Origin of the sequence: Oceanococcus atlanticus (assembly GCF_002088235.1) — a bacterium.
In the GTDB taxonomy this organism is placed as follows: Bacteria; Pseudomonadota; Gammaproteobacteria; order Nevskiales; family Oceanococcaceae; genus Oceanococcus; species Oceanococcus atlanticus.
Genome location: NZ_AQQV01000001.1, coordinates 504,628 through 527,954, shown reverse-complemented (window position 1 = coordinate 527,954; position 23,327 = coordinate 504,628). Strand labels below are relative to the sequence as shown.

The window sequence follows — 23,327 nt, the reverse complement described above, 5'->3', positions numbered from 1 at the left end:
GTGCTGCAATGTCGGGCCAGAATCAGCAGATCCCCCCGCATGGCGCGTGTCGCAGCAATGCAAGCCATTTCTTACCCAGGTTGCGCTTTGAGGCGTTGCATCGACGCTGCTCAGGTCATCTGGGCAGCGGATTGTTCTGCCCAGACCTCTTCGGGAAGGCTGGCATGACGACTGCCGGCTTGCGCGTGTGTTCACAGTGCACTCACTTGAATCCGCCGGATGCGCGTTTCTGCAATCAATGTGGCAAATCCATTGCTCAGACAGGGCATGAGCCTGAGCATTACACGCCGCGTCATCTGAGCGAAAAGATACTGCGCATGCGTTCCGCCCTGGAGGGCGAGCGTAAGCAGGTCACGGTTCTTTTTGTTGATATCAAGGGCTCGGTGGCCATGTCGCGCCAGGTGGAGGCGGAACGCTGGCATCAGATCATGGACCGTTTTTTCGGCATCCTGACCGAATGTGTCCATGATTACGAAGGCACCATCAATCAATACACGGGTGATGGCGTCATGGCCCTGTTCGGCGCGCCCATCGCGCATGAAGATCACGCGGCGCGAGCCTGTCGGGCTGCCCTGCTGATTCGTGACAAGCTGTTGTTGCTCGCCGCCGATCTCAAGCGCCAGCACGGCCTGGATTTCGCGGCACGCATGGGGTTGAACAGTGGTCAGGTCGTGGTCGGCCGGATTGGTGACGACCTGCGCATGGACTACACCGCACAGGGGCAGACTGTCGGGCTGGCCGCGCGCATGGAGCAGCTTGCTTCAGGCAACAGCATTTTGATCAGCCGTTACACCCATGATCTGGTCGAAGAGGGTTTTACCCTGAAGGAGCGCTCGGTTCTTTCGGTGAAGGGCTACAGCGAGAAAATTCGCACCTTCGAACTGATGGGAATTGCCGCAACCGAGCCGCAGGAGCGGGCAGCCTATCCCTTGGTGGGGCGTGAGCGCGAGCTGAATTTGCTCGAGGCCTACCGCGTTCGGGCCTGCGACAAAGCGCGTGGCCTGCTGATTACGATCAGTGCTGAAACAGGGCTGGGCAAAAGCCGCTTGTGCCATGAATTTATTCGCAGCTGCGTCGCTCAGGGTGTGCCCACTTACTCGATTCGAGGCTCATCCCATCACCGGGTTGAGCCGGAGCAGCCGCTGCGTGCGTTTTTGCGTGAATTTCTGGCTCTGCCACCGCTGGGTGAGGATCAAGCAGCAAGCCGCATGGCTATCGAGCAAGCGCTCACGCCGTATCAGCCACTGCCCGAAGCGCTGCAAGAAAGTGTCTTCAATCTGCTCGGGGTCGGTGATGGTCAGGCCGCCAGTGATGACGTGCAGCGTCGTGTTGAGCAAGCCCTGGAGTTGGTGCTGCGTCTGTTGCACGAAGGCGCTTTGCGCGAACACACCGTCATCGTGATCGAGAACATTCATTGGCTGGATGACCCCAGAACGCACGATTTTTTCGATGCAGTGTTCTCGATGGTGCCGCACATCCCCGTTCTGATTGTGATGACCTCGCGGCCCGATTACGTTGTGCGTTGGGCTGATCGGCCGTATGTTCGCAACATGCTGTTGCGCCCGTTGAACATGGCGGATTCGATGTCCTTGCTTGGACAGATGTTGGGTTCCAGCGAGGAGCTTGAAGAGCTCAAGTTGGAAATAGCCACGCGTGCGGATGGCAACCCGATGTTCATGGAAGAGCTGGTTCGTCAGCTCACCAATACCGGTGTGCTGAGTCGTGATAGCCGTGGATACCGATTGAAACGAACGCCACGCGGGATTTCTCTGCCGCCATCGGTCCAGGCGGTGGTGGCTGCTCGGGTGGATGCGTTGCCTGAAAGCTGCAAGCGCTTGGTGCAGATCGCCGCGGTTATCGGGCGCCGCGTGCCCTTGCAGTTGCTGCGTGATGTTTACGCGGAAGAGGATTTTGATGCCGCGCTAAGCGAACTCATGGATCAGGGGTTTTTGTACCGCGACAGCGGGCCGGATTCGCGTGCGGCGCTGTTGTTCACGCAGTCATTGTTCCAGACGGTCACCCATGATGCCTTGCTGTCGGAGCAAAGACGCGAGATCAATCGGCGTATCGCGGAGGTTATTCAACGCCAGCCGGTGGTGGGCAGTGGCATGTGTGTTCATCTGGCACGACATTTGGCCGCGGCCGGTGAGGGGCGCCAGGCGGCCGAGTGGTACATGCATGCGGCTCAGCGCAGTTCGCGTTCGGATCTGCCCGAGGCGGTGCGCCGGCTGGACCTGGCCCTTAACGCGCTTGACACCGCACCCGAAACCGAAGCGTTGCGCAGCTTCAGGCTGCTGGTGCTGGCGCGGCGCCTGCAGTATGGCGTTCGTTTGGCGGCCGATGCAGAAGGTCTGGGCGGTCTGGTCTCGCAGGCAGAATCTCTGATTGAAGAGGGCTGTGATAAACCCAGTCAGGCAATGTTTCATATTGCCTGTGGCACCTGGCAGCTTGGCCGCGGTGAATCCTCCAAGGGCTTGCAGGCCTATCATCAGGCGATGGCTTTGGCCGAGCAGACTGGGGATGCCAGTCTTACGCTGGCCGCTCAGGTGCCATTGGTTCACGGCTTGCAGATCAGTGGCCAGCTGGATGAGGCTGCGCGGCAAGTCGATGCGGCATTGACTATGGCGGCGCAACTCGACGCTGAGGCTGCGACTGTGAATGCTAGCGACCAATGGTTGGGGTACTCGCCTTTGCAGTCGCTGTTGGTCCTCAAAGCCTGGATCAACCTGTGGTTGGGGCGCGCCGCTGCGGCCAGCGCGCTGTTGCAAGATGCTTTGTCGCGGGCTCAGCGTGGCAAGCACGGTGAACAGATTGTCATTGCTCTGGCCGCAACCGCCTATGTCCAGATCGAACGTGGCGAGGTGGAAGCAGGACTGAGCAGTGCCGAGCAGGCGGTCAGCATGGCCGCCAGTATGGAAAATGCAGCAGCGGAAATGATGGGTATGGTCGCGCTGGGGCGCGGGCAACTGCGCAGCATGCTGTGGGCCGAGGCTGTGACTGGTCTGGAAGATGCGCTGTCCCGCATCGGGCAACAGAGTTTCGGTTTGGGTGAAGCTGCGCGACTGGAGATGGATTTGTCGCTGGCTTATCTGGGGGCGGGTGAAAACCGCAAGGCCAGAGAGGCTGCTGCACGGGCGGTGGAGCGGGCTGAGCGCAGCGGCGCCCGGCTGATTCAGATCGAGGCGCAACTGGCGCAGGTGCGGGCCGGCTTGTATTCCAGTCGTCCGCTGGGTTTTCTCAAACGCTACCGTTCGGCGCTGGATCAGCTGCGCCAGGCCATACAGGAATGCCATGCACGCGTGCTGATGCCCGAGTTTCTGTGGTTGCATGCACGCTGGTTGCGTCTGCGTGATGAGCATCAGCAGGCCGAAGAACTGGAACGCCAGGTGCGCACGCTGGTCGCCGACATGGGCCTGGCGATGCCGCCGGTCAGCACCCTGATCTGATCTGCGCGTATTGCTACACTCCGAATGTAACCTGGGGGAGGGCGTGGTGAAGATTCTGATTGTTGCGGTCGGCATCGCATGGGGTGTGTCTGATGCGCTGGCGGCGGAACCGGCCACACGGACCTTGCAGGATATTCAAGCCTGCGTGCAGAACAATCTCCCGAGTACCAGCTTGCGTCAGAAGGTTGAGTTGAAATCGACCGATCCGGCGGGCGGCCGACGTGAACTCGGTGCCTACCTTTACGCCCTGCAGGATGCCCGTCAGCGGCTCAATCTGATGCTCACCGTGCAGTCGCCGCCGGATCTGGCCGGGGCCCGCTATCTTCTGGTCGAAAAGGCTGACTTCGACGACATCTACGTGTATCTGCCGGCGGTGCGCAAAACCCGGCGGGTGATGGGGGCGATGCGCGGCCAGCCGTTGTGGGGTACGGATTTCAGTTACGAGGACCTGAAATATCTGCAGGACGGTTTCGGCGGTCACAACACCGAGCATCTGGGCAACGGCCAGAGTGCTGGTCGCGCCGTGCATCATCTGCGTATCGAACCGGATGCCGCGGCGCAGAGTGCCTATCAGTCGATCGAAATCGATCTTGATCAGCGCACCTGTTTGTTGCTGGAGGCACGGTTTTTCGATGCGGCGGGTTTGAGCAAGCGCATGACCAGCGATCCGACACAGTTTTCGCAGGTCGGTGAAAGCTGGGTGGCCGGTTTCGTCACGATGTACGACTTCAGCACGGAAACCCAGTCCACCATGAGCCTGAGCGAGGTCGTCTACGACGAATCCTTCTCGCGGAATCGTTTCAACCCGCAGACCTTTCACCTGGTCAACTAGGATTCCGGACCCACGCAGATGATCAAGGCGCTGAGCTACTGGGTGTCCACGCATACGCGGCAGATTCTTGTGCTTGTGCTGGTGTTGAGCGCGCTGGCCGCGGTCTCGATCTACAACCCGGTGGAACGGGCCTGGCATTTGGACATTGATGCCTCCGTTGACCGCTTGCTGCCAGCCTCGCATCCGGACCGGGACTTTTACGAGCAGACCCGTCGGCTTTTCGGCGGCGATGACGTGGTCATCCTGGCGCTGTCCGGCATTGACGTGGTCTCCGAGCAGGGCCTCCAGACCATCGAAAACCTGACTCACGCGCTGCGCGCCTTGCCCCAGCTGCGCCAGGTTCAGTCGCTGGCCACGGTGTCGAATGCGCGCAACCGTGACGGCTTTCTTGACGTGGACGTGTTCACGCGCATGCCGGTGGACAGCGAACAGGCGCGCCATCAACTCAGGGCGGACCTGAGCAACAACGCCCTGGTCAACCGTCACCTGGTCTCCGCGGACGGGCGTCTGGCGGCCTTTGTGCTGAGTGCTCGAGAAGACCCTTCGACCTTGTTCGCTGACGGTGAATTCGAGCGCCAGATTCGTCAGCTGGCGGCTGATGCAGCCCCGCAGGCGCGGGTGCTGATGACCGGCGCGCCGTTGGTCAAGTCAGCCCTGACCCAGGCGGTGGTGGAACAGCTGCGCTTCACCACACCGGTGATCTTCGCCCTGGTGGCTGGCATTTTGCTGCTGGCGTTTCACAATCTGCGTTCGGTAATCATGCCCACGCTGACCATCATGGTGGCCTTGTTGTGGACTCTGGGCATCGTTGCCGCCTCGGGCATCTCCCTCAATCTGGTCTCGTCGATCGTGCCGCCGGTGGTGATCACCCTGGGGCTGGCCGCATGCATGCATGTGGTGTCCGAATTCCATGTGGTGCGGCGCCGGGTCGATGACAAGCTGAGTGCCACCCGGCAGGCACTGCAGAACATCGGCTTGCCGTTGATCCTGACTTCAGTCACCACCGCGGCGGGCTTTCTCGCCCTGTTGCTCAACCCGCTGCCGGCAGTGCGTGAGTTCGCCGTGTTCGCGGCCACCGGCGTTGCCGTCACGCTGGTTCTAACGCTGACCTTTCTGCCGGCGATGCTGAGCATGGTGGACTGCGCCGGGCCCAGTCCGGATGCGCCGGGCGCGCGCCTGTTCCGCTGGGCTGCCGAGCAGTTGGCGGCGTTCAGCCTGCGTTTTCGTCATCCGATCATCTTCGCCGGTGTGGCGTGCCTGCTGTTCGGCCTGATTTCCGCCACCGGTATTCGTGTTGGCACCGGCTATGTCAGCGGTTTTGCGCCCGACCATCCCGTGCGGCTGGATTACGAGGCCATCAATCAACAGCTGGGCGGCGCCAATCCGTTTTCCATCGTGCTCGAAGGCTTCGTGCCGGATACTTTTGTAGAGCCGGACATACTGACCGCGCTGGAGGCCTTGCAGGCCTGGCTGGACATGCAGCCCGAGGTCGGCACCACGCAATCGCTGGTCGATCACCTCAAGCTCATCAATCGCAGCTTCAATGATGGCGATCCGCGCTTCGACCGCATTCCCGAGTCGCGGTCCGAGATCAAGCAATTGCTGCTGTTTGGCGGTGGTAATGCGCTCAATGGCCTGGTCGACAAACGTTTCGCCACAACCCAGATCGTGGTGCGTGCACGGGTCGAGGATTCGGCCGCGATCAAACAGCTGATCGATCGCATAGACGAACGCCTGGCGCGCCTGCCGCGGCGTCTGGAAGCGACTGTTACCGGCAACACCGTGCTGGTCACCAACACGGTTGAAGACATCGCCTCCGGCCAATGGCTGAGTGTCGGCGTGGCGGCCATCATCGTCTACATCATCCTGTCCATGCTGTTCACCTCGTGGCGGGTTGGGGCGATGGCGTTGATGCCCAATCTGCTGCCGGTGGCGGTGTATTTCGGCACCCTGGGTCTGTTCGATATCAGCCTCAATCCGACCACCAGCCTGATCGCCTGTATCGTGCTCGGCGTTGCGGTCGATGACACCATTCATTTTCTGGTCCGCTTCAACGCCGAAGCGCGGGCCCGCGCCGATGAGAAAGGCGCGGTGGCGGCCGCGCTGCGCAGTGTCATTCGCCCGGTGACATTCACCACCATCGCCCTGTGCTCTGGCTTTCTGGTGCTGTGCTTTTCCGAGTTGCAGAATCAAGTCCAGTTTGGCGCGCTGGCCGCCTTCACCCTGGCGGTGGCGTGGTTTACCGATGTGATGTTCACCCCGGCGCTGAGCTCCGGTGTGCGCATCGTCACCTTGTGGGATGTACTGCGTTTGGACCTGGGTGAGGACCCCCAGCTGTCGATCCCGCTGCTCAAGGATCTGACCAGTCGTCAGGCCCGCACCTTTGCTTTGCTGTCGGACCTGCAGGAGGTTGATGCGGGCACCCGGGTGATTACCGAAGGTGATGATGCGGATGATGTTTACGTGATTGTGGATGGCGAACTCAAGGCCTGGGTCGAGCGTGACGGTGAGCGTCGCGATCTGGCCACCATGCGCCGCGGTGCGGTGACCGGCGAGGTTGGATTGTTTGGAAGCAAACGAACCGCTAATGTTGATGCCTTGACGCCGGCCAGATTGCTGAAATTCAATGGCAGTGATCTGGAAAACATGCGGCAGCGTTATCCACGTATTGCCGCAACGATCTACCGCAACCTGAACCTGATTCAGGCTCAGCGGCTGGTCAACACAACCAGGATGGTGCAATGAGAAGACACACAATCGTGGCTGCAGGCCTCGTCGCGCTGATATTGGGCAGCGCTGCGCAGGCTCAGCAGAACACGCTTGACCGCTCGCAGCAGATTTCGCGCGAAACCACGCGCGAGGCGCGGGTATCCCAGGACCGCATTGATCGTCTCAGCGACGAGGCACGCGCGCTGCTCGAGAAGTACCGCGCGCAGTTGTGGAAGGCACAGCAGCTGCAGCTGTATGTGCGCCAGCTGGAAGCCACCATCGATCAGCAGATCGAGCGCAAGGAACTGCTGGCCGAGCAGCTGGAACGGCTGGAACGTACGCGTGAGGAGCTGATTCCCATGCTGGTGCGCATGGTTGACGGGCTGGAGCAGTTCGTTGAACTGGACATGCCGTTTCTGCCGCAGGAGCGCGCCGAGCGGATCGAGCGCTTGCGCCGCACCTTGTCGGATCCTGAAGTGCCGGTGTCGGAGCAATATCGCCGCGTGTTCGAGGCCTACCAGGTCGAGGCCGACTACGGACGCCGTCTGGAAGCCTGGCGCGGGCCGCTCAGTGGCGGCTCGCAGATTGTTGACTACCTGCGTATCGGACGCATGGCCTGGTATTACCTGAGTCTCGACGGCCAGTCCGCATGGCAATACAACCGTGGTCAGGCACGCTGGGATGCCGTGCCCTCGGGGCAGGTTTCGGCCATTCGCAAGGGGCTGCGTGTGGCCAGCGAACAGGCCGCACCCGAATTGCTGCCGTTGCCGGTTGGAGGTGCCTCCTGATGCTGCGTCATGGTTTTGTGGGCCTGATTGTGATGCTGGTGGCCGGCGGCAGCGCCTGGGCGCAGTCATCCAATCAGCAGACTCTGAATGAATTGCTCGAAAGCGTGAAACGTGGCCAGGCTGAAGGCCGTACCGTCAACGCCGAACGCGAACGTCGTTTCATCAACTACAAGAACGAGCAGGAAACCCTGTACCGCAAGGCCCGGGCCGAAGCGGCAGAGCTGGACAAACGTGCCGAGGCCCTGCGCGCGCGCTTCAGCGCCAATGAAAAGGACATCGACAAGCTCAAGACCACGCTCAAGGAACGCAGCGGTGATCTCGAGCAACTGGGCACGGTGTTCCGCCAGGCCGCCGGGGATACCCAGGCCTTGCTGGCGGATTCGCTGGTCTCGGCCGAGTTGCCGGAGCGCCTGCAGGTGCTGACCAGCCTTTCGCGCACCGAAGGCATTCCGGCGCCGGAAGACATCGAGTCGCTGTGGTACGAACTGCAGCGCGAGATGACCGAGAACGGACGCATTGCGCGTTTTGAAGGGGAATACATCGACGCCGATGGCGAGCCGGTGCGCAGCACCATCACCCGCTATGGGGTGTTTGCTGCGCAGGCTGACGAGCAATATCTGCAATACCAGCCGCAAAGTCGCCGGGTTGAAGTGCTGCCGCGTCAGCCCGGCAGCTGGCTGGAGCGCATCACGCGTGATGACAGCACCGTGCTCATCGACCCGACCCGCGGCAGCCTGTTCAGCCTGCTGGTGGTCAGCCCGAGCCTCAAGGAACGCATTGCCCAGGGCGGTATCGTCGGGGTGATCATTCTGGGCTTGGGTTTGATCGGTGTGTTGATGGCCGTGTTCCAGGTGCTTTATCTGCTGCGTCAGGGCGGCAAGATCTTTGCCCAGCGCGACAAGCTGGATCGGCCACAGGACAACAATGCCCTGGGCCGGATACTGCTCGCCGCGCGTGATGCCGGACAGCAGGACATGGAAACCCTGGAGCTGGCTATCGATGAGGCCATACTCAAGGAGACCCCCAAGCTGGAACGGCTGCAGGGCGGTATCAAACTGCTCGCGGCGGTGGCACCGTTGCTTGGTCTGCTGGGCACCGTGACCGGGATGATCGAGACCTTTCAGGCGATCACCCTGTTCGGCACCGGCGATCCCAAGCTGATGGCCGGGGGCATTTCTCAGGCCCTGATGACCACGGTGCTGGGCTTGGTGGTTGCGATCCCGCTGCTGTTCCTGCATAGCCTGGTCGCCTCGCGCTCACGCGTGCTGATCCAGATGCTGGACGAGCAGAGCGCCGGCATGATTGCGCGACGCCAGGAGCAGCAGGCCGGCGAGGTTGGGCTTCATGCCTGAGGGCTTGCAGCCCCTGCTGGAGTTTTTTGAGCGTGGTGGGCCCATGCTCTACGTGCTGCTGCTTGTGGCCGTAGTGTTGTGGACGCTGGTAGTGGAGCGCATCTGGTACTTCCGCTTTCAGTTCCCACGTCAGGCGCGGCGCTGGCGGCAGGAATGGCGCGCGCGTGCTGATCGCTCGTCGGTACGTGCGCACCGCATCCGCGAAGCCACCATTTCCGAAGCGCGGATCGATCTGGAGGGCGGCATCGGCATCATCGCCACTCTGGTTGCGATCTGTCCGCTGGTCGGTTTGCTGGGCACGGTGACCGGGATGATCCAGGTGTTTGATGTGATGGCACTCAATGGCAGTTCGGATGCCAAAGCGATGGCGGCCGGCGTGTCGCGCGCGACCATTCCGACCATGGCTGGCATGGTGCTGGCCTTGCCGGGACTGTTCTACGTCTCCCGTTGCCGTTCTTTTTCCCGCCGGCTGGTGCAACAGCTGGCCGATAGCATGAGGTTTGGTTGATGCGGGTCAAACGTCACACCGGACAGGTCAACGATACCGAGATCGACATGACGCCGATGCTCGACATCGTCTTCATCATGTTGATCTTCTTTATCGTCACCACCTCGTTCATCAAAGAGGCCGGGGTGGATGTGAAGCGCCCCGATGCGAGCACCGCGCAGCGCCAGGAAGCGAGCAGCATCTATGTCGCGATCACGCCCGACGGCGAGATCTGGATCGACCGCCAGATGGTCGATCTGCGCGCCTTGCGAACGCAGGTTGAACGCCTGCGTCTGGAGAACCCTGAAGCGGCTGCCGTGGTGCAGGCCGATACCGATGCACGCCATGGACTGGTGGTGAAAGTGATGGATCAACTGCGTCTTGGCGGAGTCGAAACCATTTCTGTCGCGGCCACCCAGAACTGAGTCAGGCGATGCGTTTCGCGATTGCGTTCTGTGCGGCCGTGCTGATTTCCCTGGGCCTGTTCTGGTTGATGCAGTGGCTGGTCACGCCGCCGGAAGGGCAGGTCGCAGAGCGCCTGGACCAACAGCCGGTGGTGGTGGCTAAAGCACCTGAGCCGGAAGAAACCGAGTCCTCGGCCGCCGCGTCGCTGAGCGAGGCGCCGCCATCACCGCCGTCAGTGCCGAGCGTCAGCTTAAGCCTCAATGCCAGCGTGCCGATGCCGGCCGCTCAAACCCAGTCGGTGGCCTTCAGCGTGCCCAAGGTGAAACCTGGCGGGGGCGGACTTTCGGGCAGCAATTTTGGTGGCTTTGCCGGGAATGGTGGCAGCGGCTACGGCCAGGGCAAGGGGTTCAAGGGCGAGCGTTTGGTGCCGTTGTCGACCGCACGTCCGCAGATTCCGCAGTACGCCTACGAGCAGGGCATAGAAGGTTGGGTCGAGGTGGTCTTTTACGTGCGCCCCAACGGGCGGGTCGAGAACATCCGGATCATTGATGCCAATCCGCGCGGTGTGTTTGAAACGGCCATGATCGAGAGCATTCAGAACTGGATCTATCCGGCCTCCAAGCAAACCCGCGAGGTCAAACAGAAGTTCGAGTTCAAGCTCGGCGATTATCAGTACAACTGGAACTGATCCGCATGCGCCGCCTTGTTCTGTTTGCCTGTCTTGCCACCGCCGTGCCCGCCTTGGCGCAGCAGTATGAAAGCGAATCACGTGTGATATCTGGTGGTGAGGCGCAGTCGGCCCAGACCTACGATGCTGAAATCGCTCTCAAGCAAGCCAAGGGCAATCCTTACGCTGAAGCGATGATTCTGCGTGATCTTGCGGCCAAGGCGCAGTCCGAAGGCAACGACAAGGCGGCCGCCCAGTTCCTGAAACAGGCGCTGAGCAAGAAAGCCCTGTCTGGCTTTGCCGCCAAGGAAATGCAGAAGGAGCTGGCCGTGATGCTGGCCGCAGCCGAAGACTATCCGGCGGTGATTCGAGAGCTGGCGCCGATTCTGGCCTCGGAAAAAGAGCCTTCACCGGCCCTGCAGCTGGTACTGGGGGGCGCTTATGCCCAGACCGGCCGGTTTCGCGAAGCTCTGCCGCTGATCGAGGCGGCGCTGAAAGAAACCCGCGATCCGCCACATGACTGGTATGCGCTGGCTGCCGCCGCTGCGGCGGGGTTGAAGCGTCATGCGGACGCGGTGCGTTACATAGAAAAGGCCCTGGCTGCCGCGCCGCAGCAGCTGGCCTATTGGCAGCAGTTGGCTTCTTATCAGATCGCGCGCAAGGATCCGGCTGGTGCACTGGCCGCTATGGATCTGGCCTTCCGTATGGGCTTGCTGGAAGGCGCCGAGGACCGCATGCGCTTTGCCCAGTTATTTTTTGCCAATGGGGTGCCGTTCGAGGCTGCGTCGCTGCTTCAGGACGGCTTGCAAAGCGGGGCCCTGACACGCTCGCCAGACACCCTGGAAATGCTGGCTGCGGCGTGGGTGGCGGCGCGCGAACATCTGCTTGCGATTCCCGCGCTTGAGGATGCCGCTGCGGCGACCGGCAAAGCCAGTCTGTATTTGCAGCTCGGCCAGCTGCAGTTCGATCGTGGCGACTGGGATGGCGCCTCGCGGGCCCTCAAGATTGCGCTGCGCAAGGGGGCCGGTCGACATGCAGGTGCAGCGCACATGATGCTCGGCGTGACCCTGTACCAGCAACAGGATTTCAGCGGTGCGCGGCAGGCTTTTTCAGCGGCCTCCGAATTCAAATCCAGCGCCGACAGCGCGGCGCAGTGGATCGCCTATCTGGACAGTGGCCTGGCTCGTGAAAACGCGGTGCGCATGGCGGCTGCACGGCCACAGGATGCCGGCGAGATCAGTGGGCGCTTTCAAGGGGCACGCGTTCAGGCCGGGCGTGGCGATGCAGCGGCTACGCGGGGGCCGCGTGCCAGCTCTGGCTTCACCCCGGTGGGGGCAGAGCGTCCCGGCAATGCCGATGGGCGTATTCCGGCCTGGACGGGCGGGCTGGATGAAGACGACTGGCCAGCCGGTTTTGCCGTGGGCCAACGCCTGAGCGATCCGTTTCCTGGCGACCGGCCTTTGTATGAGATCACCGCAGACAACTGGCGTGAGCACGAAGCCGATCTGAGCATGGGCCATCGCGCCATGTTCCAGAAGTACCCGGACTACCGTATGCCGGTCTTCGAAAGCCGCCGCAGCGTGGCCTATCCACAGGCGATCTACGACGCCACCCAGGCCAATCGCGGGCGGGCTAAGCTGCTGGGTTCGGATGCGCTGACCGGTGCCAAGCTGGGCTTCCCGTTCCCGAGTCCGGGCAACGGGGTTGAGGTGATGTGGAATCATCGTGTGCGTTATCGTGGCGATGCCATGGTGTTCAACACCCGTCAGGTGCTGGTGCTTCAGGACGGCACGATGAGCGAGCAGTTCCGCCAGACCGAGCGCGTGCTGTACCGCTACGCCAATATCGCGGATCCGATTGATCTGTCGCGCGACAATGTGCTGCTGTATTACCTGACCAATTTTTCCGGCAGCGGCAATATGGGTTTTACCGCGCTGGTGCATGAATCGGCCAATCAGATGGAGCGTGAGCGCTCGATCTGGGTGATTCCGCCGGGTGTCAGCAAGATGTTCCGGATTCCGCCGGTCGGCTACGACAACCCCTTCCCGGGCTCAGGTGGGGTCGCCTTTGTCGACATGGTCGACATGTACAACGGGGCGTTTGATCGCTACGACTGGAAAATTCTGGGCAAGCGCAACGTGTTGCTGCCCTACAACGCCTACCGTCTGAACGATGGCAAGATGGCCAATGCTGATCTGCTTCAGCCCAAGTTCATGACCCCGGACAATGCGCGTTACGAACTGCATCGGGTGTGGTTGGTTGAGGCCAATGAACGTGGTGGCAAACGTCACAGCTTTGGGGCGCGCCGTTTCTACCTGGATGAGGATTCCTGGAACATCGTGCTGGTCGAGAATTACGACCGCAAAGGCCAGTTGTGGCGTTTCCAGGAGGGCCATCTGACCCCGATGTACGATCGCAAGTGGACCAACACCATGCCGGTGGTGACCTACGATCTGAAAGACGGACGCTACTTCATCAATCGTATGACCAACGATGATGCGTGGCCTAAGGTCGACCCCGAACGCATGGACGAACGCGAATTCAACCCCGCAGCCGTCAAGAACAAGTACAGTCGTTAGGTCCCCTGTCACTGCAAGCAGCGCCAGTTTGCAAAATCGTGCATGCGGGCTACTCTTGAGCCCATAACGACATGCCGGACAACGTTTCCGGTCATCAAGGGGGAGGAGACGACGTGAGTACCCTGACGCGTATCAACGGTGGTTTTGCCATGGCCGCCGTATGGCTTTTGTTTATGGCGCCGTTGGTGTCGGCCAAGGTCAGCACCGAGGAAGCGGCCCGCCTGGGGCAGGATCTGACAGCCTTCGGGGCTGAGCAGGCCGCAACACCAGATGGTCGCATACCGGCTTATGACGGCGGCTTGCCTCGCCAGGGCCAGGTTGCCGGTGAATATCCGGTTCACCCGGAAATCGAGGCCGAGAAACCGCTATTCACGATCAGTGCGGCCAATATGGGCGAGTACGCGGATCAGCTGACCGAAGGCCACAAGGAACTGCTGCGGCGCTTCCCCGAAAGCTACCGCATGAACGTGTACAAGACGCACCGTACTGTGTCGTGGCCCGAGCACATACTTGAGGCGACCCAGCGCAATGCGGTGGAAGCGTCCTTGATTGGCACGGATTCGGTCAAAAACGCCGTTCATGGCATTCCGTTTCCGATACCCACAGGCGGGGCCGAGGTGATCTGGAATCACAAGACCCGCTGGCGCGGCTATTCGGTGCGGCGTTACAACAATCAGCTCATCGTGCAGCCTGATGGTGGCTATCAGATTTCCAAGCTGATCGAGGACGTGAAGTTCCCCTACACCAATGTTGATCACAACGGCACGTCCAGTGATTTCCTGCTCTATTACCTGTCGGAAATCCTGTCACCGCCGCGCAACGCAGGGCAGTTGTTGCTGGTTCACGAAACAGCAGATCAATCTGCGGAGATTCGTAACGCCTGGCTCTACAACCCCGGCTTGCGGCGCGTTCGGCGTGCCCCCAATGTGGCCTATGACAATCCCTACGAGGGCACTGACGGCAATCAGTTCAACGATCAGGTCGATATGTACAACGGCGCGCTGGATCGTTACCGCTGGAAGCTGGTCGGCAAGAAGGACATGTACCTGCCGTACAACTCCTACCGCATCGGTAGCCCGCGTATCACCTACGACAAGATTGTTGCTGCACACCACCTGAACCCCGAGCTTCCGCGTTTCGAGTTGCGCCGGGTGTGGGTGGTCGACAGCGAATTGCGCGAGGGCACCAGTCACACCTTCGGGCGGCGGACTTTCTATGTCGAAGAGGATTCCTGGGCGATCAATTCGGTCGACTGCTATGACCGTCGCGGGGTGCTCTACAAGTTCCAGGAAGCGCATCAGGTGTTCACCCAGAACGTGCAGGCTGTGGGCGGCGTGCCCGAGGTCATTTATGATTTCCAGTCGGGCCGTTATTTCATGACCGCGTTGGCCAACGAAGACAAACCCAACGATTTTTCGGTCAGCTATGACGACAAGTACTTCATGCCGCGAAGCCTGCGCAAGAAGGCGCGGCGCTGATTGACAATCTATCCGGGACCACTTGATGAAATTCGAAGAAGTGTATTGCTACGAACGCGACGCCGACACGGTGATGACCATGTTCACCGACCGTGCCTATTTCGAGAAGAAATACGAAAGAGCCGCGGACAGTTACGACATCCTCGAACACAGCAGTGATGACAGCCAGTTCCAGATCAAGGTCAAGCGCAGCATGCCGGTCAATGTGCCGGTGCCGGGATTCGCCAAGAAAGTCCTGGGCGGTGGTGGCATGACCGTGATTCAGGAAGATATCTGGGACAAATCCACGCGGCGCGGGCGTATCAACATCGAGCTGGTCGGTGCGCCGGTCAACATCACGGCTGAAATGGAGCTCAAGCAGGGTGCCAATGGCGCCGAGAACCACGTTCACTGGAACATCGACAGCAGCATCCCGCTGATCGGCGGCAAGGTGTCCAAGCTGGTGGCCGAGGATATCAAGGCCAAATCGCCGGAAGATCAGAAGCTGACCAACGAATTGCTGGCGCAGTACTGAGCATGGCCGAGGAGTCTGACAAGCCGCTCAAGGATGAGCGGCCTCCCACGCTGTGGCAGACCGCATTCAGCGTTCTGGCTGCTTTTTTCGGCGTGCAGAGCCGGAGCAATCGGGAGCGCGATTTCAGCCGGGGCAAGGCCAGCCATTTCATCATTCTGGGGCTGGTGATGACGGTGGTGTTCATCGCCATTGTTGTGCTGGCGGTGAAATTCGCCCTCCGCCAAGCCGGCGTCTGATTCAGACGCTGGCGTTCCAGGTCGAGTCGGTCATGGTGCCGGCTTGACCTTGAGCGCCGTAAACCGGGGCCGGTCGCGGCGCGAGTTTCTGGGCGATGACGTTCTGGCGCTCGGCGATCAGCAGCCCGTTGGCATCATTTTTTCTGCGGCATTGACGTAGGCACCCCATCAGCGATGCCCAGGCTTGTGCGACCTCAGGGCCTTGTGTGTCAGCCCAGCGCCGCGCTTGCGCGGACAGCAGTGGTGAAGGCCAGCTGTTCTGCAGGTTGCCAATGCGCTCGCAGCAGGCCTCTTTTTCGGCACCAATCTGCTGCAACGCATCGATGTCGCCGCGGATCACCGCTACGCTCTCACGCTCCAGCACATCCAGCAGAATCTCTGCATTGCGGCATTGGTCGTTAAGCGTGTCGGACAGGCTGCTCATTGTCAGGATTTGACGATGTCGAGTTCGCGGGCGTTGCCCAGCATGCGACTGGCCAAAGCGTCCGGGTCGACGGTGTATTCACCATTGGCGATGGCTTGCCGCAGACTTTCCACACGCCCGGCGTCAATGTCGGGACTGTTGGCTGCGATCTGACTGAGGGCAGCCAGACGATCGGCCTGATTGCTCAGGCTAAGCCGGTCACCACCCTCGCGGCCCTGGGCGGGCGCGCTGGCCGCTCCCGGAGTTGATTCCTTACTGAGCGGTCGAGTGGCCAGATATTGCAGGCTGTGTTGTTGAATTTTGTTCATGCGCGTTGTCCTGAGCAGCAGACTGCCGGTTTGAAAGCCGTATCGGCCGATTCGCGCAATACTTTAGTGTGCTTTCTCATTAACCCTGCACCTCAACAATACCACTGCCGCGCGCGTAACCCTGAACCCGCTTGCCAGACGACAGGTTGCGCACATTCACCCGAGCATTTTCCACGGCATCGTGCTCAGCGGTTCCGCGGCTACGAATTTCCACGCCGGCGATGCGGGAAATGAGCGTTACGGTGTCGCCCTTTCGCACGCTGAAGGCTTGCCGAAGCTGGTTCGGACGCAAAATCTGGCCGGCTCGAACAGGGCGGGCCAGCCTGCGGCCGATGACGGCCTCGGTATCTTCAAAGTGGCCGTAACCGACATCGCTGACGGCTTGCCAGCGCAGGCTGATGTCGGAGGCGCTGACGATCTCTCCACTGGCCAAACTGCGGTTGAGCACCACCAGTTGTTTTTGCTGGCTGATGGTGACCGGAACATACAGGGCCCACGAGCCAGGGCAGCTCACCCGCACTTGCATACGCTGGCTATAACGCGCGGCGGATGCGACCGGGGTGTCTTTACAACGTGGCAGGCTGAGACGTGAATCAGGTAGCCGCGCACGGATATCCAGTTTGCCTTCGCCGGCCTGGCTGCGCGCATAGTCGCTGGCGACTTGCTCGATTCGCTGACGCTTTTCCTGCTCTGCGGCATAGGCGAGATCACCCAGGAACAGCCACACAAAGACAATCCAGCACAGCAGGGATATCCAGTGGAGGCAGCGTATGGAGATTTCTCGCATTGTCATGCTCGCAGCCATGCAATTGGCGTGCCCTGGCCGTGCCTGTCATTTTCTTGGCATGGCTTGTGGCGTAGGCTGAGAGCCGGGGTGAGGAAGGGTCAGGTCAACCTGTGTGCGTTTACGGCGTTGTACAGGCGCAATTAACCGGAGGTTTTAATATGAAGTATCTGATCTATGTGGCCCTGGCCGCAGGCGTATTGGGTGGTGTGGCCAATGCCGCACCAAAAGGCGAAGAGTTCAAAGCGTGGTGTCAGGCTCATCCGCAGGACTGCGAAGCGGCCAAGAGCAATTTCCGGGAAAAGGCCAAGCAGGCCAAAGCCTGGTGTCAGGACAATCCTGAGGATTGCAGCGAGGCCAAACAGCGTTTCAAAGACAAGGCGGCTGAGCGTAAGCAATGGTGTCAGGACAACCCGGCCGAATGCGAAGACGCCAAGCAGCGCTTCAAAGACAAGCGCGCTCAGCGCAAAGCCTGGTGTCAGGAAAACCCCGAGCAATGCGATGAAGCGCGCCAGAAATGGCAGGAGCGGCAGCAGTAGGCCGTCATAGCGCCACTATTAAAAGTGCCAGCTAAGGCTGGCTCTGGCGAGCCGGCCTGAGGCCGGCTCAAAGGCGCGGCCGCCGAATGCGTTGATGCGAATGTTGTCGGCGTATTCGGTGTCCAGCACATTGTCGATTGCCATCTCCAGCCTGAGCTGTTGCCGGGCGCTGCGTAACAGCGTCCAGGCAGCGGTCAGATTGGCGCGCAGATGGCCTGCAACGTTCACTGTATTGAGATCGTCGGCGTAAAGCGCATCCCGCGCGATGAGATGCAACGCAAGGGTCAGCTGTTGCGTCCAGTGGTATGCACCGCTGAGGTTGAGGGTTTGCCGCGGCAATCCGGGCAGGCGTTTGCCATCCAGCTCGCCGTCAGCATATTCGGCGATCAGTAGACTGTAGGCCAGATTGGCTTGCCAATCATTGACGGACCATTGCAGTGCAAGGTCAGCACCGTAGCGCTGGCTGCGTCCGCCGTTGCGGTAAAAGCTGCGCCCAGGCTGGTCTTCGAGCTCGAAGGATTGCAACTCGTCATCGCTGCCGATCAGGAAGGTCACGAGTTCATAACTCAGTGATGCTGTCTGGCCGAGCCAGCCAAGCTCGAGCCCGTGTGAGCGACTGGAATTCAGGTCGGGATTGAAGCCGCCCCCAGCAGGGTTGGCCAGCTCACTGATGGTTGGTGTCTGGTAGGCCGTTGACAGGCGTAGGTAGGTCGTATGTGCGGCGTTTTTGTGGCGCAAATTAAGATCGCCACTGAGGTCGTTGAGCTGGCGTTCGCCGCTGTCATTGCCGTCGCTCAGGAAGCGGTCGCTGGTCCTGAGTGTGAGCCAGTCCTGACGGACCCCGGTGCTGATTTCCCAGCGCTGGCTGATGGCCAGGCTGTTGCGCAGGAACAGGCCGAGAACCTGGGCCCGCTCACGTTGCTCCAGGGTCAAATCGCCGCGTTGACCGCCGGGATTGTTGTCGTAGCGCTGACGGTCGTCGGCTTGCCATTGGCTATCGATGCCGACGCTGAAACGTTGTGGCCGATCAAACACAGCCTGGTGCGGCGCTGACAGTGTCAGGCCGAGACCTGCAAAGCTACGCTCAAAGGTGCTTTGTCCACCATTGCTGAACGGCAGCCGGTTGGCGAAGTCGCGCTGGCCCAGATAGGCCACGCTGTCGATATGCCACCTGTTGTCCAGCGTTTTGTCCCAGCGTGCATGCAGGCGTTGTTGCCGGATCGTTTCGCCGGCATTGAATTCGACATTGGCGGCGCGGGCGGCCTCACGATCACTTCGCATGTCGCTGGCATTAAGCGCACCCGGATCCAGCGCATCGACCTGCAGATCACTGACGCCAAAGCTGAACTGTGAGTCCGCGCCAGCGTAGTGCCCATTGAGGTGCGACCAACGGGCATCGACATGACTGTGGTCGCGCGGGCCGTCAAAGTGGGACTGCGCCAGTGACGCCCTGAGTGCCGTGCTTCCGATGGCGGTACTGTATTCAGCGCGCGCGCTGCGCCCGCCGTCCCCGCGACTTTCCGCTTGCAAGCGTGCCTCACCGGCTACGATCGGGCGGCTGTTCAATGCCACGACACCGCCACTGGCGTTGCCAAACAAGCTGGAGCTGGGCCCGCGGACCACGCTCATGCGGTCAATCAGCTTGAGATCCAGCAAATCCAAATCACTTTGCCCGTCAGGCAGAGTCAGCGGCACGCCATCAAGACTCACACGGATGCCGCGTACGCCGAATGCGGCCTGTGCACCGAAACCGCGAATCGACACCCGCACGCCCTGGGCGGCGTTGTCATTGTTCAGGGCGAAGACGCCGGGGCTGAGGTTCAGCCATTGCGCCAGACTGCGGTGGTCGGGTGCGATGAGATCGTCCGCGGCGATATGGCTGATAGCCAACGGCGGCGCCTCCGGGGCGTTGACGGTCAGGGTATCCAGGCGCGCCGGTTGCGCCAGCGCCGGGCCGACCAGCATGGCGCACAGCCATGCCGGTCCTGCCGCGACGCGCTTACTGCGCCGCGTCACGAGCAACCAGATCGTGGCTCAGCTTGGCCAGATACTGACGGATCAGCTCAATCTGTTCTGGCGGCAGCAAATGACCGAATGGCGGCATGCCTTGCACCGCACGTGCGCCAGACACGATGTTGTGGAAGTCTTCATGGGTTTGCGCCGACATGTAACGCAGGTCCGGCACCAGCGGGCTGGAAATGGCCGCGACCCCATGACACACCGCGCACACGCCGTGATACAGCTCGCGTCCCATGGCCAGCTGCTCAGTCGTGGCAGTTACCTTTGGAGGTTGTGGTAGGGGCAGTGGCTCGAGCTTGGCTTCGGGCAGCTTGGCCTTGCCACCGAGCTTGTAGGTCAGCACGCGGGCCTCGGCCGGCACCCGCACCTGCGGTTGCAGGGCCGAGAAGGCGAGGGCATAGACGCCGCCCCAGCCGGACAGCACGGTCACATACTGCTCGCCATCCAGCTCATAGCTGATTGGGGCAGCGACCACGCCGGAGTTGGTCGGGCTCTGCCACAGCAGTTCGCCGGTGTCGGCCGCATAGGCTGCAAAACGGCCATCTGCTGCGCCCTGGAACACCAGGTTGCCGGCGGTGCTCAGAGTGCCGCCGTTCCACGGCGAAACCAGATCCTGCGACCAGGCCGCTTCCTGCTTGACCGGGTCCCAGGCCAGCAGCATGCCTTTGGTGGTCTGGCCGATGGCACCCAGAGCATCGGGATCATCCGGAAGGTCAATCGGCGCGGTGCCCACGTTCCACAGGTTCAGCGCCACCTGCGGGGTGGGGCCGTCAGCATACAGATTGGCCGTCACTAGCGCGGGTATGTAGACCAGCCCGGTCTGCGGATTGAATGACATCGGATGCCAGTTGTGCCCGCCCACCGGTCCCGGGGTGATCAGCTTGGGTTCGGTGCTGTAATCGGCCGTTTCGGTGACCTGCGGACGGCCGGTTTCAGGGTCCAGGCCCGAGGCCCAGTTGACCGGAACATAATTGTTGCCGGAGATGAACTCGCCCGTTTCGCGGTCGATGACAAAGAAAAAGCCGTTCTTGGGCGCCTGCATCAGCACTTTGCGTGGCTGCCCCTCGATCTCAAGGTCAGCCAGGATGATGTGCTGGGTGGCAGTGTAGTCCCAGGAATCGCCGGGCGTGGTCTGGAAGTGCCAGACGTATTCACCGGTGTCGGGTCTGAGCGCCACGATAGAGGACAGGAACAGGTTGTCGCCCTTGCCCTCGGAGCGGTACTTGATGTTCCAGGGCGAACCGTTGCCCACACCGATGTAGAGCAGGTCCAGTTCGGGGTCATAGGCCATGGAATCCCATACCGTGCCACCGCCGCCCTGCTCGAAATAGGTGTCGCCATGCCAGGTTTTGCGCGCCATCTCCAGGGCTTCGGACTCGGGGCCATCCGCCGGATTGCCGGGTACGGTGTAGAAACGCCACAGCTGCTCGCCGCTGTCGGCGTCATAGGCACTGACATAACCACGCACGCCCAGCTCGGCACCGCCGTTGCCAATGATCACCTTGCCGTCGATCACGCGCGGCGCGCCGGTGACGGTGTAGTTGCGGTCAGGATCGACGGTCATCACGGACCACAGCTCCTTGCCGTCTTTGGCATCCAGGGCAATCAGGCGACCGTCGTAGGCGCCGACAAACAGCTTGCCCTGCCAGGCCGCGACGCCACGGTTAACCGGGCCGCAACAGCCGCGCCCGGCGGCCGCTTTCGGCACTTTGGGGTCGTACGACCACAACAGCTTGCCGCTGCGTGCGTCCAGCGCGTAGACGATGCTGAAGGCGCCGGTGGCGTACATCACCCCGTCGATCAGCAGGGGCGTGGCTTCTGTGCCGCGCGGGATGTCCAGTTCGAAACTCCAGGCCAGACCCAGTTGATCGACGTTTTCGGCGTTGATCTGGTCGAGCGGCACAAAGCGCTCCTCGGCGTAGGTGCGACCGTGACTGACCCATTGGTCGGTGCGTGCGTCTGCATTGACCAGCCGCTTGCCGTCAACGGCTGCGGCGGGTTTCGACGAGGATGGGGATGACGGGGTGGTGGAGTCGGTGGACTGTCCGCAAGCGGCCATCAGGCCAGCCACGGTGACCACCGACGCGACGAGGGCGCGGTGCATAGGGTTTCTCTCCTCCTGCTGTAGTTATCAGCGGACGCTGAGTGTCGTCCGCTGTGAGCAAAGGATACACCTGTCACTTCATTCGCGCAGCGTGCTGTTTTCAGCGCACGTTGGGCGTGTTTTTTTAGCTCTGAAGTCGCCGCAGCCGATCCGTCAGCGTGCTGATGGCCTGGCTCAGCGTGTGCTGCTGACGCTCGTTGGCGAGGCTGCCATCGGCATTAAAGGCTTTGCCCGCGCTGCCAACGCTGAGCTTTTCCGGCATCACCAGCATGCCCAGGTTGTCGAGCAACTGACGGGTCAGGGCCAAGCTGCGCAGGCCGCCCAAGGCACCGGGCGAGGCTGAGAGCGCAAGCGCCGGTTTGCCGCGAAAGGCGTCAAGCCCGGCAATGTCGCCATCCGGACGCGACATCCAGTCCAGCGCGTTCTTGAGCAATGGGGTGGGGAAGCCGTTGTACTCGGGCGAACACACAATCAGCGCGTCGGCGTCTTCGAGTACCTGGCGCAGCTGGCGGGCGCCGGCCGGGATCCCCTCGGTGGCTTCCAGATCCTGATCCATGATCGGAATATCGAGAGCGCGAATGTCGGGTAGCGTGGTGCGTAGCCCCTGCGCGCTGGCGATGCTGGCCACGTTCTCAGCCAACTGGCGGTTGAGCGAACCACGGCGCGAACTGCCGACCAGAATCAGTAGGTGATGCGTATTTGTCATGTGCAGGGACTCCGGGTTGCGAGGTTCAGCGCGGCAGTGGGATGAAGTCGTCTTCATCGCCCGCCACCTTGGGGAAGCGGCCCTGCGTCCAGTCCGCTTTGGCCTGTTCGATACGGGCCTTGCGACTGGATACGAAGTTCCACTCGATGTAGCGCGGCCCGACCGGCTCGCCACCGATGATGGCCAGACGTGTGTCTTGGCTGGCTTGGACCACGATCTCATCGCTGACGCCGGCTTGCAATATCGCCATTTCGTATTGCTCGATAACACTGTCCTGGGCCTGCAAACGCCCCTGCGCAACATACACTGCACGTTCGCGGGCGGCGGGCAGGGTCAGTTGCTGCCCGGCTTTGAGTTCGGCCTCGATATACAGGGTGTCGGCAAAGGTACGAACCGGCGAATGCACCCCGTAGGCCTGCCCCATCATGACCCGCACCGCCACGCCATCGACCTTTAGGGCCGGAATATCAGCGGTCGGGTAGTGATGGAAGGCGGGTTCGGTTTCCTCATCGTCCTGTGGCAAAGCCAGCCACAGCTGCAGGGCGTGCAGGCGGTGTGGCTGGCCGCGCGTGGCGGCGCGTTCGCGTTCGGAGTGCACGATGCCGCGCCCGGCCACCATAAGGTTGATGTCGCCGGGGCGAATCACCGCCTCGCTGCCCAGCGAATCGCGGTGCAGGATTTCGCCCTCGAACAGGTAGGTCACGGTGGCGATGCCGATATGCGGATGAGGGCGCACGTCAATGCCATCGCCGGCCGCAAAATCGGCCGGTCCCATGTGATCGAAAAAGATCCACGGCCCGACCATGCGTGCCTGAATTGTGGGCAATGCGCGACGTACCGAGAAACCGCCCAGGTCCTTGTCGCGCGGGTGAATGATGCGGTCAATGGCGCCGCAGGCCTGCGAGGCCTCGCAGCGCTCAATCGGATTTTTGCTGGTGGTGCTCATGGTC

General features: G+C 61.4%; 20 protein-coding genes. 13 read left to right on the top strand and 7 right to left on the bottom strand.

Annotated elements, in window-relative coordinates; translation table 11 throughout:
• The first annotated feature begins 317 nt into the window (after positions 1-317).
• The 12 genes from ATO7_RS02455 (at position 318) to ATO7_RS02400 (ending at position 15,493) form a co-directional block, all read left to right on the top strand.
• Complete coding sequence (locus tag ATO7_RS02455) at positions 318-3,446, top strand: ATP-binding protein (RefSeq protein WP_158523005.1); 3,129 nt, start codon at positions 318-320, stop codon at positions 3,444-3,446.
• 46 nt (positions 3,447-3,492) lie between these two features.
• A complete protein-coding gene (locus ATO7_RS02450) occupies positions 3,493-4,278 on the top strand; it encodes an outer membrane lipoprotein-sorting protein (RefSeq protein WP_146680110.1) in 786 nt (261 codons plus the stop codon).
• Between the two features lie 18 nt (positions 4,279-4,296).
• Positions 4,297-7,023, top strand: a complete 2,727-nt coding sequence (locus ATO7_RS02445) for an MMPL family transporter (protein ID WP_083559321.1) — start codon at positions 4,297-4,299, stop codon at positions 7,021-7,023.
• Positions 7,020-7,775, top strand: a complete 756-nt coding sequence (locus tag ATO7_RS02440; RefSeq protein WP_083559320.1) for a DUF3450 domain-containing protein — start codon at positions 7,020-7,022, stop codon at positions 7,773-7,775. The genes ATO7_RS02445 and ATO7_RS02440 overlap by 4 nt, the downstream gene beginning before the upstream one ends.
• Positions 7,775-9,127, top strand: a complete 1,353-nt coding sequence (locus ATO7_RS17065) for a MotA/TolQ/ExbB proton channel family protein (protein WP_083559319.1) — start codon at positions 7,775-7,777, stop codon at positions 9,125-9,127. The genes ATO7_RS02440 and ATO7_RS17065 overlap by 1 nt, the downstream gene beginning before the upstream one ends.
• Positions 9,120-9,635, top strand: coding sequence for a MotA/TolQ/ExbB proton channel family protein (locus ATO7_RS02430; RefSeq protein WP_083559318.1), 516 nt, complete (start codon positions 9,120-9,122; stop codon positions 9,633-9,635). The genes ATO7_RS17065 and ATO7_RS02430 overlap by 8 nt, the downstream gene beginning before the upstream one ends.
• Positions 9,635-10,039 carry an ExbD/TolR family protein gene (locus ATO7_RS02425; RefSeq protein ID WP_083559317.1) on the top strand — a complete coding sequence of 135 codons (405 nt, stop codon included), beginning with the start codon at positions 9,635-9,637 and terminating at the stop codon, positions 10,037-10,039. The genes ATO7_RS02430 and ATO7_RS02425 overlap by 1 nt, the downstream gene beginning before the upstream one ends.
• Before the next feature lie 8 nt (positions 10,040-10,047).
• Complete coding sequence (locus ATO7_RS02420) at positions 10,048-10,707, top strand: energy transducer TonB (protein WP_083559316.1); 660 nt, start codon at positions 10,048-10,050, stop codon at positions 10,705-10,707.
• Between the two features lie 5 nt (positions 10,708-10,712).
• Positions 10,713-13,265, top strand: a complete 2,553-nt coding sequence (locus tag ATO7_RS02415; RefSeq protein ID WP_083559315.1) for a DUF1329 domain-containing protein — start codon at positions 10,713-10,715, stop codon at positions 13,263-13,265.
• Positions 13,266-13,378: 113 nt separating this feature from the next.
• Positions 13,379-14,743, top strand: a complete 1,365-nt coding sequence (locus ATO7_RS02410; RefSeq protein ID WP_206044763.1) for a DUF1329 domain-containing protein — start codon at positions 13,379-13,381, stop codon at positions 14,741-14,743.
• Between the two features lie 25 nt (positions 14,744-14,768).
• Positions 14,769-15,257, top strand: coding sequence for a DUF2505 domain-containing protein (locus tag ATO7_RS02405; RefSeq protein ID WP_083559314.1), 489 nt, complete (start codon positions 14,769-14,771; stop codon positions 15,255-15,257).
• 2 nt (positions 15,258-15,259) lie between these two features.
• Positions 15,260-15,493, top strand: coding sequence for a DUF2970 domain-containing protein (locus ATO7_RS02400; RefSeq protein ID WP_083559313.1), 234 nt, complete (start codon positions 15,260-15,262; stop codon positions 15,491-15,493).
• A gap of 1 nt (position 15,494) precedes the next feature.
• Here the strand turns inward: ATO7_RS02400 and ATO7_RS02395 are convergent, their stop codons facing one another.
• From ATO7_RS02395 to flgA, 3 genes are all read right to left on the bottom strand, one after another.
• A complete protein-coding gene (locus tag ATO7_RS02395) occupies positions 15,495-15,917 on the bottom strand; it encodes a flagella synthesis protein FlgN (RefSeq protein ID WP_083559312.1) in 423 nt (140 codons plus the stop codon).
• Between the two features lie 2 nt (positions 15,918-15,919).
• Entirely contained in the window at positions 15,920-16,225 is a 306-nt protein-coding gene (flgM, locus tag ATO7_RS02390; RefSeq protein WP_083559311.1) for a flagellar biosynthesis anti-sigma factor FlgM, read from the bottom strand.
• A 79-nt stretch (positions 16,226-16,304) separates the two neighbouring features.
• Positions 16,305-17,018: a flagellar basal body P-ring formation chaperone FlgA gene (flgA, locus tag ATO7_RS02385; RefSeq protein WP_158523004.1), complete on the bottom strand. Its 714-nt coding sequence runs from the start codon at positions 17,016-17,018 to the stop codon at positions 16,305-16,307.
• A 152-nt stretch (positions 17,019-17,170) separates the two neighbouring features.
• On the opposite strand from flgA, the gene ATO7_RS02380 reads away from it, so the two are divergent.
• Positions 17,171-17,548 carry a hypothetical protein gene (locus tag ATO7_RS02380; RefSeq protein WP_083559309.1) on the top strand — a complete coding sequence of 126 codons (378 nt, stop codon included), beginning with the start codon at positions 17,171-17,173 and terminating at the stop codon, positions 17,546-17,548.
• Positions 17,549-17,566: 18 nt separating this feature from the next.
• Here ATO7_RS02380 and ATO7_RS02375 read toward each other — a convergent pair whose 3' ends face one another.
• From ATO7_RS02375 to ATO7_RS02360, 4 genes are all read right to left on the bottom strand, one after another.
• The gene (locus ATO7_RS02375) at positions 17,567-19,564 is read right to left on the bottom strand and encodes a TonB-dependent receptor family protein (protein ID WP_146680109.1); all 1,998 of its coding nucleotides are present in this window, start codon (positions 19,562-19,564) and stop codon (positions 17,567-17,569) included.
• The gene (locus tag ATO7_RS02370; protein WP_083559307.1) at positions 19,548-21,671 is read right to left on the bottom strand and encodes a PQQ-dependent dehydrogenase, methanol/ethanol family; all 2,124 of its coding nucleotides are present in this window, start codon (positions 21,669-21,671) and stop codon (positions 19,548-19,550) included. Before ATO7_RS02370 ends, ATO7_RS02375 begins: the two co-directional genes overlap by 17 nt.
• Before the next feature lie 124 nt (positions 21,672-21,795).
• A complete protein-coding gene (locus ATO7_RS02365; protein ID WP_146680108.1) occupies positions 21,796-22,377 on the bottom strand; it encodes an NADPH-dependent FMN reductase in 582 nt (193 codons plus the stop codon).
• Between the two features lie 25 nt (positions 22,378-22,402).
• Positions 22,403-23,323 (bottom strand): pirin family protein, encoded by a 921-nt coding sequence (locus ATO7_RS02360; protein WP_083559305.1) that lies wholly within the window; start codon positions 23,321-23,323, stop codon positions 22,403-22,405.
• Between the last annotated feature and the right edge of the window lie 4 nt (positions 23,324-23,327).

Coding starts and splice junctions, on each gene's coding strand:
- ATO7_RS02365 (WP_146680108.1), bottom strand. CDS start 22,377: ATGACAAATACGCATCACCTACTGATTCTGGTCGGCAGTTCGCGCCGT.
- ATO7_RS02420 (WP_083559316.1), top strand. CDS start 10,048: ATGCGTTTCGCGATTGCGTTCTGTGCGGCCGTGCTGATTTCCCTGGGC.
- ATO7_RS02445 (WP_083559321.1), top strand. CDS start 4,297: ATGATCAAGGCGCTGAGCTACTGGGTGTCCACGCATACGCGGCAGATT.
- ATO7_RS17065 (WP_083559319.1), top strand. CDS start 7,775: ATGCTGCGTCATGGTTTTGTGGGCCTGATTGTGATGCTGGTGGCCGGC.
- ATO7_RS02415 (WP_083559315.1), top strand. CDS start 10,713: ATGCGCCGCCTTGTTCTGTTTGCCTGTCTTGCCACCGCCGTGCCCGCC.
- ATO7_RS02400 (WP_083559313.1), top strand. CDS start 15,260: ATGGCCGAGGAGTCTGACAAGCCGCTCAAGGATGAGCGGCCTCCCACG.
- ATO7_RS02440 (WP_083559320.1), top strand. CDS start 7,020: ATGAGAAGACACACAATCGTGGCTGCAGGCCTCGTCGCGCTGATATTG.
- ATO7_RS02380 (WP_083559309.1), top strand. CDS start 17,171: ATGAAGTATCTGATCTATGTGGCCCTGGCCGCAGGCGTATTGGGTGGT.
- ATO7_RS02405 (WP_083559314.1), top strand. CDS start 14,769: ATGAAATTCGAAGAAGTGTATTGCTACGAACGCGACGCCGACACGGTG.
- ATO7_RS02430 (WP_083559318.1), top strand. CDS start 9,120: ATGCCTGAGGGCTTGCAGCCCCTGCTGGAGTTTTTTGAGCGTGGTGGG.
- flgA (WP_158523004.1), bottom strand. CDS start 17,018: ATGACAATGCGAGAAATCTCCATACGCTGCCTCCACTGGATATCCCTG.
- ATO7_RS02425 (WP_083559317.1), top strand. CDS start 9,635: ATGCGGGTCAAACGTCACACCGGACAGGTCAACGATACCGAGATCGAC.
- ATO7_RS02455 (WP_158523005.1), top strand. CDS start 318: ATGCGTTCCGCCCTGGAGGGCGAGCGTAAGCAGGTCACGGTTCTTTTT.
- ATO7_RS02360 (WP_083559305.1), bottom strand. CDS start 23,323: ATGAGCACCACCAGCAAAAATCCGATTGAGCGCTGCGAGGCCTCGCAG.
- ATO7_RS02370 (WP_083559307.1), bottom strand. CDS start 21,671: ATGCACCGCGCCCTCGTCGCGTCGGTGGTCACCGTGGCTGGCCTGATG.
- flgM (WP_083559311.1), bottom strand. CDS start 16,225: ATGAACAAAATTCAACAACACAGCCTGCAATATCTGGCCACTCGACCG.
- ATO7_RS02395 (WP_083559312.1), bottom strand. CDS start 15,917: ATGAGCAGCCTGTCCGACACGCTTAACGACCAATGCCGCAATGCAGAG.